The organism is Streptomyces sp. TRM68416, assembly GCF_014596915.1.
In the GTDB taxonomy this organism is placed as follows: Bacteria; Actinomycetota; Actinomycetes; order Streptomycetales; family Streptomycetaceae; genus Streptomyces.
In genome coordinates this window covers 11,355-28,449 of record NZ_JACVWU010000038.1, presented here as the reverse complement: position 1 = coordinate 28,449, position 17,095 = coordinate 11,355, and the positions used below count along the sequence as shown (strand labels likewise).

The 17,095-nt window shown below is 70.6% G+C and carries 14 protein-coding genes; 7 read left to right on the top strand and 7 right to left on the bottom strand.

The window, feature by feature from the left end:
• Positions 1-9: 9 nt before the first annotated feature.
• Complete coding sequence (locus ICC28_RS38065; protein ID WP_188293432.1) at positions 10-810, bottom strand: CPBP family intramembrane glutamic endopeptidase; 801 nt, start codon at positions 808-810, stop codon at positions 10-12.
• Positions 811-1,291: 481 nt separating this feature from the next.
• Positions 1,292-2,809 carry a glutamate-cysteine ligase family protein gene (locus ICC28_RS38060; protein ID WP_188293431.1) on the bottom strand — a complete coding sequence of 506 codons (1,518 nt, stop codon included), beginning with the start codon at positions 2,807-2,809 and terminating at the stop codon, positions 1,292-1,294.
• Positions 2,810-3,361: 552 nt separating this feature from the next.
• Here ICC28_RS38060 and ICC28_RS38055 point away from each other — a divergent pair.
• From ICC28_RS38055 to ICC28_RS38045, 3 genes are all read left to right on the top strand, one after another.
• Positions 3,362-3,946, top strand: a complete 585-nt coding sequence (locus tag ICC28_RS38055; RefSeq protein ID WP_188293430.1) for a hypothetical protein — start codon at positions 3,362-3,364, stop codon at positions 3,944-3,946.
• Positions 3,947-4,289: 343 nt separating this feature from the next.
• Complete coding sequence (locus tag ICC28_RS38050) at positions 4,290-4,496, top strand: DUF5999 family protein (RefSeq protein WP_188293429.1); 207 nt, start codon at positions 4,290-4,292, stop codon at positions 4,494-4,496.
• A gap of 166 nt (positions 4,497-4,662) precedes the next feature.
• On the top strand, positions 4,663-5,694 hold the full coding sequence (locus ICC28_RS38045; protein WP_188293428.1) for a LacI family DNA-binding transcriptional regulator: 1,032 nt from the start codon (positions 4,663-4,665) through the stop codon (positions 5,692-5,694).
• 3 nt (positions 5,695-5,697) lie between these two features.
• On the opposite strand, the gene ICC28_RS38040 is transcribed toward ICC28_RS38045, so the two are convergent.
• The 4 genes from ICC28_RS38040 to ICC28_RS38025 form a co-directional block, all read right to left on the bottom strand.
• Positions 5,698-6,732 (bottom strand): endo-1,4-beta-xylanase, encoded by a 1,035-nt coding sequence (locus ICC28_RS38040; protein ID WP_188293427.1) that lies wholly within the window; start codon positions 6,730-6,732, stop codon positions 5,698-5,700.
• Positions 6,733-6,790: 58 nt separating this feature from the next.
• A complete protein-coding gene (locus tag ICC28_RS38035) occupies positions 6,791-7,555 on the bottom strand; it encodes a carbohydrate ABC transporter permease (RefSeq protein WP_223190632.1) in 765 nt (254 codons plus the stop codon).
• Positions 7,556-7,623: 68 nt separating this feature from the next.
• Complete coding sequence (locus ICC28_RS38030; RefSeq protein ID WP_188293425.1) at positions 7,624-8,622, bottom strand: carbohydrate ABC transporter permease; 999 nt, start codon at positions 8,620-8,622, stop codon at positions 7,624-7,626.
• Positions 8,623-8,628: 6 nt separating this feature from the next.
• Positions 8,629-9,924, bottom strand: coding sequence for an extracellular solute-binding protein (locus ICC28_RS38025; RefSeq protein ID WP_188293484.1), 1,296 nt, complete (start codon positions 9,922-9,924; stop codon positions 8,629-8,631).
• 650 nt (positions 9,925-10,574) lie between these two features.
• Here ICC28_RS38025 and ICC28_RS38020 point away from each other — a divergent pair.
• The 4 genes from ICC28_RS38020 (at position 10,575) to ICC28_RS38005 (ending at position 14,089) form a co-directional block, all read left to right on the top strand.
• Positions 10,575-10,979 (top strand): molybdopterin-binding protein, encoded by a 405-nt coding sequence (locus ICC28_RS38020; RefSeq protein WP_188293424.1) that lies wholly within the window; start codon positions 10,575-10,577, stop codon positions 10,977-10,979.
• Positions 10,980-11,158: 179 nt separating this feature from the next.
• On the top strand, positions 11,159-11,947 hold the full coding sequence (gene modA, locus ICC28_RS38015) for a molybdate ABC transporter substrate-binding protein (protein ID WP_317454173.1): 789 nt from the start codon (positions 11,159-11,161) through the stop codon (positions 11,945-11,947).
• Complete coding sequence (locus ICC28_RS38010; RefSeq protein WP_188293422.1) at positions 11,944-12,753, top strand: ABC transporter permease; 810 nt, start codon at positions 11,944-11,946, stop codon at positions 12,751-12,753. The genes modA and ICC28_RS38010 overlap by 4 nt, the downstream gene beginning before the upstream one ends.
• 283 nt (positions 12,754-13,036) lie before the next feature.
• Entirely contained in the window at positions 13,037-14,089 is a 1,053-nt protein-coding gene (locus tag ICC28_RS38005) for an ABC transporter ATP-binding protein (RefSeq protein WP_188293421.1), read from the top strand.
• Positions 14,090-14,191: 102 nt separating this feature from the next.
• Here the strand turns inward: ICC28_RS38005 and gcvP are convergent, their stop codons facing one another.
• Positions 14,192-17,077: an aminomethyl-transferring glycine dehydrogenase gene (gcvP, locus tag ICC28_RS38000; protein WP_188293420.1), complete on the bottom strand. Its 2,886-nt coding sequence runs from the start codon at positions 17,075-17,077 to the stop codon at positions 14,192-14,194.
• Between the last annotated feature and the right edge of the window lie 18 nt (positions 17,078-17,095).

The window sequence follows — 17,095 nt, the reverse complement described above, 5'->3', positions numbered from 1 at the left end:
CCCCACCGGTCACGCCGTCGGCAGCCACCCCACCTTGCCGGCCAGCAGCGCGTAGCCCACGAAGGCGCCGATGTCGAGCAGCGAGTGCGCCACCACCAGGGGGCCCACCCGGCCCCAGCGGCGGTAGAGGTAGACGAACACCACGCCCATCACCATGTTGCCGATGAAGCCGCCGATGCCCTGGTAGAGGTGGTACGAGCCGCGCAGCACGGAACTGCCCAGCAGCGCGGCGCCGGGCGTCCAGCCCAACTGGTCGAGCCGGCGCAGCAGATAGCCGACGACGATGACCTCTTCGAGGATCGAGTTCTGCAGCGCGGACAGGATCAGGACGGGGTACTTCCACCAGACCTCGGGCAGCGCCTCGGGCACCACCGTCAGGTTGAAGCCGAGGCCCCGTGCGGCCAGGTAGAAGGCGATGCCGGAGCTGCCGATGACTGCGGCGATCGCCGCGCCGCGGCCGAGGTCCGGCCAGGGCCGGGTGCGGTCGAAGCCGAGGGTCCGCAGGCTCTGGTTCTCGCGCCGCAGGAAGTGCGCGACGAGGAGCACGGGGATCAGCGCCGTACTGATCCCGAAGAGCTGCCAGGCCAGATCCAGCCAGGGGCGCCCGGGCGCGGCCGAGGCGTTGAGGGTGGCCGCCTGGTCCTTGAGGCCTCCTGGCTTGGTCACCGATCCGACAAAACTGATCAGGGCGGACACACCGCTCGCCCCCAGCGAGAGCCCCAGGACGAGCAGCGTCTCGTCACGGAGGATCCGCCGCGAGGGCCGCTCCTGCGGATAAGATCCGGCCGCCGGGCCCGCCTCCGCCTGCACACCTGCCTCCAGTTGAGAAATCCGGCCCCGTCCTCGCCCCGCCAGGGGCCCGACAGAACTCACGAAGATCCTCTGTGACAGGGGGCCGACCTGGAGGGGCACCACCGTCACGGACGTCACAGCTTGCCCGACCAGTATGAGGCGGGCGGCAGCGACCCCCGTACGGACACCCGGGCGATGCGATCGAGGCAGACGCCCCCGCGCACATACGCAGCTGCCCAGACCGGACCGGCACACCGGACCACACTCTCACCCCCGCACGAACCCCCAGGCAGCCCCGACCGAACTGGCACACCCGGCCACGCCCCCACCCCCGCACGAACCCCAAACAGCCCCGACCGAACCGGCGCACCGGGCCACACCCTCACCCCCGCACGAACCCCCAGGCGGCCCCAACCAAACCGGCACACCCGGCCACACCCCCACCCCCGCACGAACCCCAAACAGCCCCGACCGGACCGACGCGCCGAGCCGCGCCCCCTCACCCCAGCGGCACCGGCTCCGGCAGCCCCACCGGCCAGGTGTGGACCGGCTCGCCCTGGTGCATCAGCTCGCGGTAGCGCCGGGTCGTGGCGGCCAGGGCGGCCTGGCGGGACAGCCCCTGTTCCAGGAGACGGCGGAAGGTCGCGGACTGCCAGGAGGCACCGTTGGAGCGGCGGCGGCACCGCTCCTCGATCACACCCAGGTAGAGGTCCCGGTCGGCGGGCTCGACGCCCCAGGCGTCCAGGCCGGCCTCGGCCAGCGGCAGCAGCTCCTCGCGCACCAGGCTCACGGCGTCGACCTCCGCCGTACCGCCGTGCCGACCGCGCCGGGGCCACCGCAGTCGGGCGTCGATGCCGTACCGGCAGGCGGCGTCGAAGTTGGCGGCGGCCGCCTCGAACGGCAGCCGGGTCCACACCGGGCGCGGCTCCTCGGCGAGGGCGCGGACGACGCCGTAGTAGAAGGCCGCGTTGGCGACGACGTCCGTGACGGTGGGGCCCGCGGGCAGGACGCGGTTCTCGACGCGCAGGTGCGGGACGCCGTCGGCGATGCCGTAGACCGGGCGGTTCCAGCGGTAGACGGTGCCGTTGTGCAGGACGAGTTCGGCGAGCGTGGGGACACCGCCCTCGTCGATCACCCGCAGCGGGTCCTCGTCGCCGCAGATCGGCAGCAGGGCCGGGAAGTAGCGCAGGTTCTCCTCGAAGAGGTCGTACACGGAGGACACCCACCGTTCCCCGAACCAGGTGCGCGGGCGTACCCCCTGGGCCTGGAGCTCGGGCGGGCGGGTGTCGGTGGACTGCTGGAACAGCGGGGGCCGGGACTCACGCCACAGCTCCCGGCCGAACAGGAAGGGCGAGTTGGCGCCGACCGCGACCTGGGCGGCGGCGACGGCCTGCGCGGCGTTCCAGACGTCGGCGAAGCGGGCCGGGGTGACCTGGAGGTGCAGTTGGACGGAGGTACAGGCCGCCTCGGGCGCTATGGACTTCGAGGTGCAGTTGAGGTGCTCCACACCGGCTATGTCGAGCACGAAGTCCTCGCCGCGGGCCGCGACGATCTGGTCGTTGAGCAGCGTGTAGCGGTCGACGGCGGAGAGGTTGGAGGAGACCAGGTCGTCCCGGTCGAGCGTCGGCAGAATGCCGATCATCATGATTCCCGCGTCCAGCTCCCCGGCTTTCCGGTCGGCATATGCCAAGGAGGTGCGGAGTTCCTCGGCGAGCCGGTCGAATACCCGACCACCCAGCCGGTGTGGGGCTATGTTCACTTCCAGATTGAACATGGCGAGTTCTGTTTGGAAATCGCGACTCGCGATCCGCTCGAGAACCTGTGCATTCAACATTCTCGGCATGCCGTCGGCTCCGGCGAGATTCAATTCGATCTCGAGCCCCATGAGATTCTTGGGGCGATCGAACCGCTGCTGCGCCAGGAGTCGCTCCAGGCCCGTCAGGCACTGCCGGAGCTTGTCCCGGTAGAGCTGCCGATCGGACAGGTCGAACCGGCCTGCCACGACCTTCTCCCCCATCGAAGTGTCCCTCCTCGAATGGGCGGACCGGCGATCCGGCCGCCGGCGTCCCGGGTCCGGATGGGATGATGCCCAGCCGAAGCGATCGATAACGTCCCGGACGGACCAGTCGCCCGCTACGCTGTGGCACGTGACCGGCGGCACATTCGCCGGGCATGGAGCACAACGCCGTTTCGAGTGGTGCACGATCTCGTGAAAAACGCCGACGAGAATTGGCCGACCGCGCCTCGCGCATTTTCCGAGGTCACCACCTCCCCGCCCGCCCGGAATCGGGATGATTCCCGCGTGTCGCCGACCGAATACGCCCTTGCCGAGTGGGCCGGAAACGGCTAGACGAAACACCGACTGAACACTTGTCGTATAAACTCCGCGAACAAGGCAGAAGGTTGATGCCCGTTCGGAGAACCTGCCGTAGGAGATGACGTGCGGCAGGCCTCACGCGCACCCACGTTCCCGGGCCTCGACCATCACCTCTGCACCCCCGCGAGCTGACAGCGCCGTCCGCCCCGCCCTCGCGCCACCGTGCCTGTCGAATGAGAGAGGCGACCCACCATGCCGCTGCATGTCCCCCCGGCTCCCGCCCCCGCACTGCGCTCCGTCCTCACCGCACTCGGGTCTCCCACCGCGGTCCGCGAGGCCCGAACCCCCTCCCTGCGCACCCCCCAGGGACCCGCCACACCCGAACTGCCACTGCCGGTACATGTCCTGGACGACATCACCGCGACGAGCCCCTCCGCCGCCCGGCTGGCCGGCTGGCGTTTCCTGATCCGCTGCGGCGACCGCGCCGTGGCCGCCGCCGAGACCCGGCTGACCCCCGACGGCTGGGCGTTCTCGCACTTCTTCGAGGGCCCCTACATCGCCTCCACCGAGCGCGCGCTGCGCCAGGCCGAGACGATGGCACAGCCCTACCAGCCGCGCCTGCTGTCCATCCCCGGCCTGTACATGCTCACGCTGTGGCTGCACGGCGACTGCGCCGCCGACGCCACCACCGGCCATCCCGCACCCACCGACCTGCTCGTCCCCCTGGCCCCGGCCCCGCCCGGCATCGCCGCCCACCGGCCGCACCGGGCCGCCGACCTGCTCCCGGTACTCACGCTCCGGGTGACCCCGGCACGACTCCTCGGCTCACCGGCCTGAAGCCCCTCGCGCCACCCCGTACCCCGCCGCCGGAGGCCCCGGTCGCGGGGTACGACACTGTCCACCCGCACGAGCCGCTCGTACGCTCCGCTCGTACGAGCACAAAAGCGCTCCCACGAGCCTTTGGCCGGTACGGACTAGCCCCATCCGGCCATCCCGAACCATCCGAAGTGACAGTGCGGTTGGACTGAACCGTCCGCGCGGGTGATGCGTCCTCAACCTGTGAGAAGCGGTGCTCCGAAATCCCTGCGGATTGACGCCCGTAGGGCAACACTGGGTTCGAGCCGACTTATCACAACGGGGGCAGGCCATGAACATCACATCAGAGCGGAAGATCCCACCCATGTGCCAGCACCAGCCACCGTGTCCGTCCGCAGCCTCCGCCGACCGGGAGTCCGCGCGCCTCATGGCGCACCACCCGGAGCAGGGATGGAGTCTGCTGTGCAACGGCGTTCTCCTCTTCGAGGACACCGGTGAGCTGCTGCCCGACGGCCGGATCATCGCCCCGCACCGCCCGCTGGGCGCCGACCAGGTGGTGACCGCGGCCTAAGCAGGCCGTCCGGGCGGCCCGTCGAGCCGCCCGGTGAATCAGGGGCCGGCTCGCAGACCCGCTCTGCGCACCGGCCCCGACGCATGTCCGGACGGACTTCCCACCACCCCCCACTTTCCGGAAGACTTCTGGAAGTTTTCGACAGCAGGTCGACGGAGGTGGGGAGTTGACAGCACAGGAGACCGATCCCGGGGGCAAGGTCACCATCACGGAGATCGCGCGCCAGGCCGGCGTCTCGGTGCCGACCGTGTCACGGGTGGTCAACGGCAGGTCCGACGTGTCGCCCAAGACCCGGGCGCGCGTCGAGGAACTGCTGCGCCTGCACGGCTACCGCAGGCGCCCCGCGGGCTCCGGGCAGAGCGCCGCCCTCCTCGACCTCGTCTTCAACGACCTCGACAGCCCCTGGGCGGTGGAGATCATCCGCGGGGTGGAGGAGGTGGCGCACGCGGCCGGCGTCGGCATCGTGGTGTCGGCGATCCACGGGCGGTCGGGCGACGCCCGGGAGTGGATGCGCAATCTCCGGGCGCGCGCCTCCGACGGGGTCGTCCTCGTCACCTCGGCGCTGGAGCCGGGCCTGCACGAGGAGTTGCGGGCGCTGGGCGTACCGCTGGTGGTGGTCGACCCGGCGGGCTCCCCCGTGCTCGACGTACCCACGATCGGCGCCGCGAACTGGGCCGGCGGGCTGGCCGCCACCCAGCATCTGCTGGCCCTCGGCCACCGCAGGATCGGCCTGATCGCGGGGCCGCCGCGGCTGCTGTGCTCGCGGGCCCGCTTCGACGGCTACCGGGCGGCCCTGGAGGGCGCGGGCATCACGGTGGACGACTCCCTGGTGGTGCCCGGCGACTTCCGCCCCGAGTCCGGGTGCACGGGCTGTACGGCGCTGCTGGACCTGCCCGAGCCGCCGACCGCCGTGTTCGCGGCCAGCGACCAGATGGCGCTCGGCGCGATCGAGGCGCTGCGCCGGCGGGGTCTCAGGGTGCCGGAGGACATGAGCGTGGTCGGCTTCGACGATCTTCCGGAGGTCCGCTGGTCGGCGCCGCCGCTGACCACCGTGCGCCAGCCGCTCGCGGACATGGGCAAGCTCGCCGTCCGCACGGTCCTGCGGCTGGCCGCCGGGGAACGGCCGGACTCACCGCGGGTGGAGCTGGGCACCGAACTGGTGGTGCGGGCGAGCACCGCACCACCAGCCGTGCGGTGAGCCCTACTTCAGCGCGTCCCGGATCGCGTAGTACGCAGGCTTCGGCCTGAGCTCCTCGTCCCAGGGCAGGGCTGCGCCCTCGCCCTCGAAGAACGCCGGGATCCACGAGTACTTGTCCGTGTAGTCCCACAGGGTGATTCCGACGCACCGGCGCACCGCGAGGCAGGCCTTGGTCACGTCGCGGTACCACTCGGCCTGGGTGGCGAGCTTCTCCTCGTCCGCCGGCAGGTACATGCGGATGTCGACCTCGGTCAGCGCGGTGTCCAGGCCGAGCCGGGAGAAGCGGCGGAGGTTGTCCTCCAGTGTGGTCGGATAGCCGTACTGGAGGGCGAGGTGGGCCTGGAGACCGATGCCGTGCAGCGGCACGCCCTGGGCCTTCAGCTTCTTGGCGAGCTTGTAGTAGGCATCGCTCTTCGGGCCGATCGCCTCGATGTTGTAGTCGTTGAGGTACAGCTTCACGCGCGGGTCGGCCTGGTGGGCCCAGCGCAGTGCGTCGGCGATGTAGCCGGGGCCGAGCGTCTTGTAGAAGATCGTCTCCCGGTAGGTGCCGTCCTCGTTGAAGGCCTCGTTGACGACGTCCCAGGCGAAGACCTTGCCGCGGTAGTGCCGCACCTCGGTCTGGATGTGCTTCTTCAGCACGGCCCGCAGCTCGCGCGGTTTCCATTCGCGGCTGGTCAGCCAGTCGGGCAGCTGGCTGTGCCAGACCAGGGTGTGGCCGCGGACCTTCTGGTGGTTGGCGCGGGCGAGGTTGACGACCTCGTCGCCGGCGGAGAAGTCGAAGACACCCTGCTGGGGCTCGGTGGCGTACCACTTCATGCCGTTGCCGGGGGTGATCTGGTCGAACTCGCTGCCGAGGAGCGACACATAGGGGGCGTCGGTCAGCTCGGGGTTGTCGGTGGCGCTGCCGAAGTAGCGGCCGTGGCGCTGGGCGAGTTCGGCGAGCGTGGGCGGCTCGTCCTTGGCCTGCACGGCCGGAGCCGTGACGGCGACCAGCACGGCGGCCAGGACGCCGGCCAGTCTGAGACGGTTCTTGCGCATGGTGCGACTCCTCACGAAACAGAGAACAGTGGGCGAGCCGTACGTCCGCGGGCGCGGGTCATCCCTTGGTGGCGCCGGCGGTGAGGCCGCCGACGAGCTGGCGCTCGGCGACGGAGTAGAAGGCCAGGGCGGGGACCATGGCGAGGACGAGGTAGGCGAAGACGCGGGCCACGTCCTGCGAGTACTGGCCCTGGAACTGCTGGACGCCGATCGGGATGGTCCACCAGGTGGGCTCGTTGAACACGAGCAGCGGCAGGAAGAAGTTGTTCCAGCTGGTGACCACGGCGAGCACCGAGACCGTGCCGAGCGCGGGGCGCGCCATGGGCAGCAGCACCCGCCAGAAGAACCCGAGCGGCCCGCAGCCGTCGAGGGTGGCCGCCTCCTCCAGCTCGCCGGGGATCTGCCGGAAGAAGCCCCGCAGGATGATGATCGTCATCGGCAGTCCGAAGGCGGCCTGCGGCAGGATCACCCCGAGCGGGTTGTCCAGCAGGTCCATCGAACGCAGCAGCAGGAACAGCGGCAGGGCCGCCACCGCGAAGGGGAACATCAGCCCGATCGTGAACACGGTGAACAGCACCTCCCGCCCCCGGAAGGCGAACCGCGCGAAGGAGAAGGCGGCGAGCGCGGAGGCCGCGACGACGAGCACCGTGGTGGCCACCGCGATCAGGGTGCTGTTGCCGACCATCCGCCAGAAGTCCCCGTCGGCGAGGATGGCGGTGTAGTTGCCGGTCACCCACGGGTCGGGCAGCCCGATGGGGTTGCTGGAGAGCTGGTCGGTGGACTTGAAGCCGGAGATGACCGCGTAGAGCAGGGGTACGCCCATCAGCGCGCCGACCGTGATCAGCAGGAGGTGCAGCGGCAGCGTGCGCCCTCGGTTGTTCCGTCGGATCGTCACTTGCTGCCTCCCCGCATGGTGGTGGTCGCGCCTTCCAGGTCGCGGCGGAGCACGAACCGCTGGTAGGCCAGGGCGAAGACGAGGCAGATGAGGAACATGGCCACGCTGATCGCGCTGGCGTAGCCGACCTGGTAGCGCTTGAAGCCGTACTGGAACATGGTCACGGCCATGGTTTCGGAGTGGTGGTCGGGGCCGCCCGCGGTGACCACCCACACCAGGTCGAAGAGCTGGATCGCGCCGATGACGGACAGGAACACGCTGATCCGCAGGGTGGGCGCGAGCAGCGGCAGGGTGACGTTGCGGAAGCGCTGCCAGGGTCCGGCGCCGTCGATCAGCGCGGCCTCGTGCAGTTCCTTCGGAATGGCCTGGAGTCCGGCCAGGTAGAGCATCATGTGGAAGCCGAAGTACTTCCAGGTCATGACCAGGAAGAGGGTCGCCATCACCATGTCGGGATCGGCGAACCACTCACCGCCCAGACCGCTGAGGCCGACGCCGTCGAGGATCTCGTCGGCGAGGCCGTCGCCCGGCGCGAAGATCATGCTGAACAACACGCCGGTGATGGCTTCGGAGAGCACGTACGGCGCGAAGAAGAGCATCCGGTACACGGCCCGGCCGCGCATGCGCTGGTTGAGGGCGACGGCCATGGCGAGCGCGAACGGCAGTTGCAGCGCCAGCGACAGCACGACCAGGAGCAGACAGCGCCACAGGTCCCCGAGGAAGACCGGGTCGTCCAGGAGCCGGGTGAAGTTCTCGAAGCCGATGAAGTCCGAGGGCATGCCGAAGCCGCCCCACCGGAAGAAGGCGGCGTACAGCGCGAACAGGACCGGCAGCAGCACCAGGACGCCGAACAGCACCAGCGCCGGCACCTGGAAGGCGACCGCCGTCAGCCAGTTGAGCGCCCGCCGCCTGGCCCGCCCCCGCGCCGCGTCGGCGGGCGGGGGCGAGAGGTCGGGGCCGGGACCGCTCCGTTTGTCCTTGAGCGAGGTGGAGGTCATCGGCGACTACTGCTCTTCCTTCGCGACCTTGGTGATCGACGCGGTGACCTGCTCGGCCGACTTGGAGCCGGCGATGAGCGCGGCGACGCTGTCGTTGACCTCCTGGCCGACGGCGGGCGCGTACGCCTGGTCGAGGTAGAGCTGGAAGCCGGTGGCGGCCTTCAACTGCGCCTGTACGGCCTTGATGTTGGGGTCGGTGATGGCGTTCTCGGCGGACGGCAGGACCGGCAGCACGCTGGTCTTCTTGACCAGTTCCAGGACGGTGGGCTCGGAGGAGAAGAACTTCAGGAAGTCCACCGCCGCCTGCGGGGCGTCCCTGCGCAGGGCGTGTCCGCCGCCCCCGCCGAACACCTCGGTGATCGCGCCCTTTCCGCCCTCGACCTCGGGGAACGGGAAGAACCCGAGGTCGTCCCCGAGCCCCTTGCCCACGTCCGCCTGGACGATGGGCGCCCACTGGCCCATCAGCTCCATCGCGGCCTTGCCGTTGCCGACGGCGGCGGCCTGGCCGGTGGGGCCCGAGTAGGTGGCGCCGAGGAAGCCCTTCTGGAACGGCTGGAGGTCGACCAGCTGCTGGAGGTGCTCGCCGGCCTGGACCAGCTCGGGGGCGGTGAAGTCCTTGTCGTCGCTGGCCTTCTGGACGGCCTCGGCACCGGCGGTGCGCATCGCGAGGTAGGCCCAGTAGTACATGCCGGGCCACTTCTCCTTGCCCGCCAGGGCGATCGGGGTGGTCCCGGCGGACTTCAGCTTGCCGACGGCGTCGAGGAAGCCGCTCCAGGTGGTCGGGGGCTCGGCTATGCCCGCCTTCTTGAAGAGCGCCTTGTTGTACCAGAAGCCGATCATGCCCATGTCGAACGGGATGCCGTAGAGCTTCTCGTCGATCAGGTACGGCTCCTTGGTGACCGGCAGCAGGCTGTCGGACCAGTCCTTGGTGCGGTCCGTGAGGTCCTCGACGAGGCCCGCGTCCACCTGCTGCTTGAGGACGCCGCCGCCCCAGGTGTGGAAGATGTCGGGGAGCTTGCCGGAGGCTGTCAGCGCCGTCATCTTCGACTTGTAGGCGTCGTTCTCCAGCTGAACGATCTTGACCTTGACCTTGGGGTTCTGGGCCTCGAACTTCTTGGCCAGGGCCTCCCAGACGTCCTTCGAGGGCTGGGTCGTGGTGATGTTCCACCATTCGATCGTGGTCGTTCCGTCGGACGACCCTTCGTCCGAGTCGCCGCCACAGCCGCTCAGTGCCGTCATACCGAGACCGGCCGCGGCGGAGACCGCCAGGAAGCCGCGGCGGGACAGTGCCGGGTCGCCCATCATGCGCTCCTTGAGATACGGGACGGCGTCCACTCCGCCCACGCGGGAATTTCGAAACTTTCGCCACGAATCCAGAAAGGTTCGCTGCTGCCGCACCCTAGAGACAGCGCCTGACGGGTGGCAACCCCTCGTACACAGGGAATCCGCCACCGACTCATCCACGGCATCCGCCAGTTGGGCCGGTCGACCGCCGCGCCCCGCGTCGGCACACGAACCCACCGAAGGCCGCGCCGCCTTCGGCGACGCACGTTCCACCCACCCGACCGACGAAGCCGCCGACCACCCGAGCGGATGGGGAGCACCCGTCGGGGTTCGGCCGACCGGACCGCGCCTTCGGGGGTTCCGCCGAAGGAGACGATCGTGTCGGGACGGCCGGGGAGTGGCGGCGGCAGGCCTGCGGCAGGGGTTTCGCCGGCCGTCCCGAGCGGCCCGGCGCTACGGCGTGTGCGGCGACGCACCGCCCGGGCCGGGCCGCTCCCGAGGCACGCGGGGACCGCGCCGAGCTAGCCTCCCCCTCCGTCACTGAGCGTCCCGAGGGGGCTGCCATGCGCCCCCGCGGCGCCGCCCTTCCGGAGAACAACCGAAACATTCGACTCCGTCGGCGAACATTACGAAGCGGACACACACCCACCCGTGGCTGACGACCTATCGTGATCGGCATGCAGTCCTACACGATCGGCCAGGCCGCACGACTTCTCGGCGTCAGCCCGGACACCGCCCGCCGCTGGGCGGACGCGGGCCGGATGGCCACCCACCGCGACGACAGCGGTCGGCGGCTCATCGACGGCCGGGCCCTGGCCGCGTTCTCGGTCGAGCTCGCCAAGTCGGGAGCCGCCGACGAGGAAACTCCGCACACTTCGGTCCGCAACGCCTTCCCCGGCATCGTGACCGCGATCAAGCTCGGCGACGTGGCGGCCCAGGTCGAGATCCAGGCGGGCCCGCACCGCCTCGTCTCCCTGCTGACCCGCGAGGCGGTGGAGGAGCTGGGCCTGGAGGTGGGCATGGAGGCCACAGCGAGGGTGAAGTCGACAAACGTACATATCGACCGCACTTGACCCACCCCGAGGCCAGCTCCGCACATACAAACATCCACGCATCCTCTGACTGGCTCGTGCGATGAGACAGAAGACTTCCGCCTCGCAGATGCGCAAGAATGATCGGCGCACGGGCGGAGGCGCGACGGCCTCGGACTCCGCCTCGGGGAGACAGCCGGGGAGACAGAGGGAGCACCACCGTGACGATCCGCTACGCCCGCCGAACCCGCCGGACGTTGCAGGCGACCGGCGCCGGAGCCGCCGTACTGCTCCTGCTGAGCGCCTGCTCCTCGTCCTCCGAATCCTCCGAGTCCGCCGGCACGGTCACCGTCTTCGCCGCCGCCTCCCTCCAGGAGAGCTTCACGAAGCTCGGCGCACGGTTCGAGAAGGAGCATCCCGGCACCAAGGTCACGTTCAGCTTCGGCGGCAGCGACACGCTCGCCGCGAACATCACCGGCGGCGCCCCGGCGGACGTGTTCGCCGCGGCGAGCCCCAAGACGATGGCGATCGTCACGGACGCAGAAGACGTCACCGGCACGCCGGCCACCTTCGCCCGCAACGAGCTGCAGATCGCCACTCTGCCGGGCAACCCCGACGGCATCTCCTCCCTGAAGGACCTCACCAAGTCCGGGCTCAAGGTCGTCCTCTGCGAGGAGACGGTCCCGTGCGGCGCTGCCGCCCGGACGGCACTTCGGACCGCGGGCCTCGACGTCACCCCGGTCTCCTACGAGCAGGACGTCAAGGGCGCCTTGACCAAGGTCGAGCTGAAGGAGGCCGACGCCGCGCTCGTCTACCGGACGGATGTGAGGGCGGCGGGTGACAAGGTGGAGGGCGTGGACTTCCCCGAGTCGGCCGAGGCCGTGAACGACTACCCGATCGCTCAGCTCAGGAACGCGCCCAACCCGACGGCGGCCGAGGCGTTCATCGAGCTGGTGCGGTCCGCCGAGGGCCAGAAGGTCCTGACCGCGTCCGGATTCCTCCGCCCATGACCCGCCCGACCCCCACCGCCCGGCGGACCCGAACCGTCCCCCTGCCCCTCCTCCTCCCCGCCCTCGTGGGACTGGCCTTCCTGCTGCTCCCCCTGGCCGCCCTGCTCGTCCGCGCCCCCTGGCGCACCCTGCCCGACCAACTGACCAGCCCCGAGGTCTGGGAGGCCCTGCGCCTGTCGCTGGTCTGCGCCACGGCCGCGACCGCGCTCAGCCTGCTGATCGGCGTCCCCCTGGCCTGGCTGCTGGCCCGCACGGAATTCCCCGGGCGAGGTCTCGTACGCGCCCTGGTCACCCTGCCCCTGGTCCTGCCGCCCGTGGTCGGAGGCGTGGCCCTGCTCCTCGCCCTCGGCCGCAACGGCGTCGTCGGCCAGTGGCTGGACTCCTGGTTCGGCATCACGCTGCCGTTCACCACGGCGGGCGTGATCCTGGCGGAGACCTTCGTGGCGATGCCGTTCCTGGTCATCAGCGTGGAGGGCACGCTACGGGCCGCGGACCCCCGCTACGAGGAAGCAGCCACCACCCTCGGCGCCTCCCGCTTCACCGCGTTCCGCCGGGTGACCCTCCCCATGATCGCCCCCGGCATCGCAGCCGGCGCGGTCCTGGCCTGGGCCCGCGCCCTCGGCGAGTTCGGCGCGACCATCACCTTCGCCGGCAACTTCCCCGGCCGCACCCAAACCATGCCCCTAGCGGTCTACCTGGCCCTCCAGAACGACCCCGCAGCAGCCATCGCCCTGAGCCTCGTCCTCCTCGCCGTCTCCATCACAGTCCTGGCAGCCCTCAGGGACCGCTGGCTAACCCCAAGATGACCCCCACACAACCAGGCACCACCCCACCCACCCTGCAGCCATGCGCGCCCCCATCCCCCACCCCACCCACCCAGCCTGCGGGCATGCGTGCCGCCTGGGGCGGCACGGGTGGGCGCAGGCGGCACCCCGCCACGCCGGGCTGCGCACCCACCCCCGCCGGCGCAACCAGCGGCCCCCGCACACCCCGAACCGCGCAACCCCCAGCACAACCACACCCCACCGCCCCGCCCTACCCCACCCCAAACCCACCCCACACCCCACCCCACCCCTGGACACACCTCACATGACCACCCCCCAAGGCCTGGACACCCACCTGGTCATCCACCGAAAGACCTTCCACCTGGACATCACCCTCACCGCCACCCCCGGCGACGTCCTCGCCCTCCTCGGCCCCAACGGCGCCGGCAAAACCACCGCCCTACGCGCCCTCGCCGGCCTCATCCCCCTCTCCCCCGGCAGCCACCTCCACCTGGACGGCACCCCCCTCGACCACACTCCCCCAGAGGCCCGCCCGGTCGGCGTCGTCTTCCAGGACTACCTCCTCTTCCCCCACCTCTCCGCCCTCGACAACGTCGCCTTCGGCCCCCGCTGCCACGGCACCCCCAAGGCAGAGGCCCGCGCCCAGGCCACCACCTGGCTCACCCGCATGGGCCTCGCCGACCACACCACCACCAAACCCCGCCACCTCTCCGGCGGCCAGGCCCAACGCGTAGCCCTGGCCCGCGCCCTGGCCACCCACCCCCGCCTACTCCTCCTCGACGAGCCCCTCGCCGCCCTGGACGCCCGCACCCGCCTGGAAGTCCGCGCCCAACTCCGCCACCACCTCGCGGAGTTCGAGGCCGTCGCCGTACTCGTCACCCACGACCCCCTGGACGCGATGGTCCTGGCGGACCGCCTGATCGTCATCGAGGACGGCAGAGTCGTCCAGGAAGGCACCCCGGCGGACATCGCCCGCCACCCCCGCACCGACTACATCGCCCAACTCGTCGGCCTGAACCTCTACAAGGGCCAGGCGGACGGCCACACGGTCCACCTCGACACGGGCCCCGCCATCACCACCACGGAAGACCTCGCCGGCCCGGTCTTCGTCGCGTTCCCCCCCAGCGCCGTAACCCTGTTCCGCGACCGCCCGTCAGGCGCCAGCGCCCGCAACCTCTGGCAGTGCCAGGTCGCCGGCCTGGAAACCCACGGCGACCAGATCCGCGCCGACCTCACCGGCGACCTCCCCCTCGCCGCAGACCTCACCACGGTCGCCGCCGCCGAACTCGACCTGCACCCCGGCGCCTCGGTGTGGGCCACGGTCAAGGCAACGCAGACACACGCCTACCCGGCGTAAAGACGCGAAGGCGCGACCGAGCAGCAACCAGGACGACGACATCCCCGTAACACACGAAAGGGGCCCCGCCCATCCGGCGGAGCCCCCTGCGCTACAGCTCACTCAGTCCTCGTACGCATCCAACGGCGGGCACGAACAGACAAGGTTCCGGTCACCAAACGCCTGGTCGATCCGACGCACCGGCGGCCAGTACTTGTCCGCGGCGGAAACCCCACCCGGGAACACGGCGACGTCACGCCCGTACGCGTGCTCCCACTCCCCACTCAGCGCGCCAGAGGTGTGCGGAGCGTTCCGCAGCGGGTTGTCGTCCGCGGCCCACTCCCCGGAACCGACCTTCTCGATCTCCGCACGGATGGCGATCATCGCCTCGCAGAACCGGTCCAGCTCCGCCAGATCCTCGGACTCCGTCGGCTCGATCATCAGCGTGCCGGCCACCGGGAAGGACATCGTCGGCGCGTGGAAGCCGTAGTCGATGAGCCGCTTGGCGACGTCGTCGACGCTCACCCCGGTCGCCTTGGTCAGCGGCCGCAGGTCGATGATGCACTCGTGCGCGACCAGCCCGCCGGGGCCGGTGTAGAGCACCGGGTAGTGCGGCTCCAGCCGCTTGGCGATGTAGTTGGCGCTGAGCACGGCCACCTGCGTGGCCCGCTTGAGCCCTTCGCCGCCCATGAGCCGGACGTACGCCCACGAGATGGGCAGGATCCCCGCGGAACCCCACGGCGCGGCCGAGACCGGCCCCACACCCGTCTCCGGGCCGGCGGCCTCCTGCATGGGGTGGTTCGGCAGGTACGGCGCGAGGTGCCCGCGCACCGCCACCGGCCCGACGCCCGGACCGCCGCCGCCGTGCGGGATGCAGAAGGTCTTGTGCAGGTTCAGGTGCGAGACGTCACCGCCGAAGTGACCCGGCTTGGCCAGCCCCACCAGGGCGTTGAGGTTGGCCCCGTCGACGTACACCTGGCCGCCGGCCTCGTGCACCTGCGCGCAGATGTCGGCGACATGCTCCTCGAACACGCCGTGCGTGGACGGGTACGTGATCATCAGCACCGCCAGCTCGTCACGGTACTGCTCGATCTTGGCCCGCAGGTCGTCCACGTCGATCTCGCCGTCCTCGGCGGTCTTCACGACGACGACCTTCATGCCGGCCATCACGGCACTCGCCGCGTTCGTGCCGTGCGCGGAGGACGGGATCAGACACACGGTCCGCTGCTCGTCCCCGTTGGCCCGGTGGTATCCGCGTACGGCGAGCAGGCCGGCGAGCTCACCCTGCGACCCGGCGTTCGGCTGCAGGCTGACCTTGTCGTACCCGGTCACCTCGGCGAGACGTTCCTCCAGCTCGCGGATGAGCGTGAGGTAGCCCTGCGCCTGCTCGGCCGGCGCGAAGGGGTGCAGCTGGCCGAACTCGGGCCAGGTCACCGGCTCCATCTCGGTCGTCGCGTTGAGCTTCATCGTGCACGAGCCCAGCGGGATCATGCCGCGGTCGAGCGCGTAGTCGCGGTCGGCGAGCTTGCGCAGGTAGCGCAGCATGGCGGTCTCGGAACGGTGCTGGTGGAAGACGGGGTGCGTCAGGATCTCGTCCCCCCGCAGCAGCTCCCGCGGCAGCGCGTCCTCGGCCCGGGCGTCCAGCGCCTCGATGTCCCCCTCGACCCCGAACGCACTCCACACGGCCGCGAGCTGCGCCCGCCCGGTGGTCTCGTCACAGGCGACGGACACCAGATCGGCGTCGACGAGGTGCAGGTTGACCCCGTTCTGCCGGGCAGCGGCGACGACCTCGGCGGCCCGCCCCGGAACCCGCACGGTGAGCGTGTCGAAGTAGGAGCCGTGCACGACCTCCACCCCGCCCGCGGTGAGCCCCGCGGCGAGGATCGAGGCATACCGGTGGGTCCTGCGGGCGATCGCCTTCAGCCCGTCGGGCCCGTGGTAGACGGCGTACATCCCGGCCATCACGGCGAGCAGCACCTGCGCGGTGCAGATGTTGCTGGTCGCCTTCTCCCGACGGATGTGCTGCTCACGCGTCTGCAGCGCGAGCCGGTACGCCCGGTTCCCGTCGGCGTCGACGGACACGCCCACCAGCCGCCCGGGCAGGCTGCGCGCGAACTTCTCGTGTACGGCCATGTAGCCGGCGTGCGGACCGCCGAAGCCCATCGGCACACCGAACCGCTGCGTCGTACCGACCGCGATGTCCGCCCCGAGCTCGCCCGGCGACGTCAGCAGCGTCAGCGCGAGCAGGTCGGCGGCCACGGTCACCAGCGCTCCCAGCTCGTGGGCCTGCTCGATGACGGGCTTGAGGTCGCGTACGACACCGGAGGCGCCAGGGTACTGAAGGAGCACGCCGTTGATCTCACGCGCGGCGATCTCCGCCGGGATGCCGCCGCTGACGTCGGCGACGACGACCTCCACGCCGGTCGGCTCGGCCCGCGTCTCGATCACGGCGATGGTCTGCGGCAGAACGTCCGCGTCGACCAGGAAGAGGCCCTTCTTGTTCTTGCCCATGCGCCGGGACAGCGCCATTGCCTCGGCAGCCGCGGTGCCCTCGTCGAGCAGCGAGGCGCCGGAGGTCGGCAGTCCGGTCAGGTCGGCAACCGTGGTCTGGAAGTTCAGCAGGGCTTCGAGGCGCCCCTGCGAGATCTCGGGCTGGTACGGCGTGTAGGCCGTGTACCAGGCGGGGTTCTCCATGACGTTGCGCAGGATGACCGGCGGGGTGAAGGTCCCGTAGTACCCGAGTCCGATCATGGAGTCGAGCACCTGGTTCCGGTCGGCCAGCGAGCGCAGCTCGGCCAGCACCTCGGCCTCGGTGCGCGCACCCGGCAGATCGAGCGCGTCAGCGTTCTTGATCACATCCGGCACGGCGGCGGCGGTGAGCTCGTCGAGCGAGCCGTACCCGACCTGGGCCAGCATCTTGGCCCGCGCCTCGTGATCAGGACCGATGTGACGCTGCTCGAAGGGAATCCCCTGTTCGAGCTCGGAGAGCGGAATACGATGGGCGGTCATTGCGGAGGCCTCCTGGTC

Coding starts and splice junctions, on each gene's coding strand:
- ICC28_RS38050 (WP_188293429.1), top strand. CDS start 4,290: ATGTGCCAGCACCAGCCACCGTGTCCGTCCGCAGCCTCCGCCGACCGG.
- ICC28_RS38025 (WP_188293484.1), bottom strand. CDS start 9,924: ATGGGCGACCCGGCACTGTCCCGCCGCGGCTTCCTGGCGGTCTCCGCC.
- ICC28_RS38055 (WP_188293430.1), top strand. CDS start 3,362: ATGCCGCTGCATGTCCCCCCGGCTCCCGCCCCCGCACTGCGCTCCGTC.
- ICC28_RS38035 (WP_223190632.1), bottom strand. CDS start 7,555: ATGGGCGTACCCCTGCTCTACGCGGTCATCTCCGGCTTCAAGTCCACC.
- ICC28_RS38005 (WP_188293421.1), top strand. CDS start 13,037: ATGACCACCCCCCAAGGCCTGGACACCCACCTGGTCATCCACCGAAAG.
- gcvP (WP_188293420.1), bottom strand. CDS start 17,077: ATGACCGCCCATCGTATTCCGCTCTCCGAGCTCGAACAGGGGATTCCC.
- ICC28_RS38010 (WP_188293422.1), top strand. CDS start 11,944: ATGACCCGCCCGACCCCCACCGCCCGGCGGACCCGAACCGTCCCCCTG.
- ICC28_RS38040 (WP_188293427.1), bottom strand. CDS start 6,732: ATGCGCAAGAACCGTCTCAGACTGGCCGGCGTCCTGGCCGCCGTGCTG.
- ICC28_RS38030 (WP_188293425.1), bottom strand. CDS start 8,622: ATGACCTCCACCTCGCTCAAGGACAAACGGAGCGGTCCCGGCCCCGAC.
- ICC28_RS38060 (WP_188293431.1), bottom strand. CDS start 2,809: ATGGGGGAGAAGGTCGTGGCAGGCCGGTTCGACCTGTCCGATCGGCAG.